This window comes from Anaerovibrio sp. (genome assembly GCF_051866355.1).
Taxonomy (GTDB): Bacteria; Bacillota; Negativicutes; order Selenomonadales; family Selenomonadaceae; genus Anaerovibrio.
The window spans coordinates 1,246-2,656 of sequence record NZ_JBJDWZ010000082.1; the positions used below are offsets into that span (position 1 = coordinate 1,246).

The window sequence follows — 1,411 nt, forward strand, 5'->3', positions numbered from 1 at the left end:
TATCCTCGTATATCTGCCACGGATTTTTAATGGCATTCTGCTCGGAAAATCCGCTCGCAATATTTTGTGCAGTTTGCGCAGTTTGTGCAGTTTGCGCAGTTTGTGCAGGGCCGTGGCCGGAGGCGGCTGACAGCACAGGCTTTTCAGGTACATTTCTCACCAGCACATGCTGTTCCTGCAGGTAGCGGATACACTCAGGCACATCCTCGCGTGGCCCCCTGTACAGAAAAATCCGTCCCCCATCAGGACAGCCCATAGGCTTTAGCCTGGTAATCCGCACGTACCCCCTGCCGCGGGTGGCGATATAGCCTGTTACATAGTCGGGATCGTCAGACATGCACAGCTCGGCGATAATATGAGGTGCGGAAAGCACCTTGCTGGCAAGGACGATGGCTTCCTGAAAATGATTTTTGCAGTCGGAGGCGTAGCGGCTGGCGGAATGCTCCGCATCCATATAGGTGGCACGGATGCCTCTCTCATGGTCGGGTTCCAGCCGTTCCAGCGTATCTGCGTCCAGCAGCATGGCGCCGCGCATGTTGTAGGTTTCTTGGAAAAGGGCAAGGATTTTTTCGGCTTTTTCCGGGTCGATGCCCAGCTCGGACAGACCGTCCGCCATAGCCTGCCTGCCTTCTGCCGGGTCTGATACAGCACAGGTGGACACAGGCAGGGCATCAATATACTGCAGGTTATCCGGCTGGATTTCCTCTATTTTCATGTTGACAAAATCCGCTTTGCCCTTGGCATGGCGGAGGGCTCTTTGCAGCAGGGCGTCCATCTGCTCCCTCAGCTCTGATGCCTGCAGTATTTTTTCTGCTCCCGAAACATGCTCCTGTTTCCCATTTTCGTGCCTGCTGGCGCGCATTTTCAAACTGTAAATTGACACGGCGATTCCCTCTTTATCTTTCCTGCATTGCTTTTCTGCCAGATGGCCCCATCTGCATGCAATACAACATAATACGGCTGATTGAATCAGTACAATAATGTAATCTTACATAAATCATGATATGTATTTTTTGGCAAAATGTCAACTGAAACAGAATAATGAGTTGACAATGGTAAACTAAGATATTATGCTTTAGTTAACTTGCTGGCATTTGTGCCTTATGTGACGTATATGCCGGAATTCAACCGTTGGGGCAAGGGTATCGGAGAGGAGCCTGAATTGTGAAAAAACCATTTTTGAAATCATCGGATATTACGGAGATTGCCTTGCTGGCCGCGCTTTTGACGGTGGCTGGTGCCATCAAGCTGCCCAGCCTGCTGCCGGGGCTGGAATTTCAGATTTCGGCGCCCTTGGCTGTGGCCATCTGCTTCGTATTCGGGTTCAAGAAGTATATTCTGGTGGGGATTTTATCAAGTGCCATCAGTCTGGCACTGGGCACTCATAATTTGTTTAATGTGGCCATTGCCA

The 1,411-nt window shown here is 50.7% G+C and carries 1 protein-coding gene and 1 pseudogene; one reads left to right on the plus strand and one right to left on the minus strand.

The genetic code is table 11. From position 1 onward, the window contains the following. The coding region (locus tag ACI3UA_RS04700) for a 6-carboxyhexanoate--CoA ligase (protein WP_439723674.1) at positions 1 to 883 on the minus strand (883 nt) is incomplete at its 3' end. 281 nt (positions 884 to 1,164) lie between these two features. Between ACI3UA_RS04700 and ACI3UA_RS04705 the strand changes: the two are divergent. After that, positions 1,165 to 1,411: pseudogene (locus ACI3UA_RS04705) on the plus strand (hypothetical protein); the annotation flags it as partial.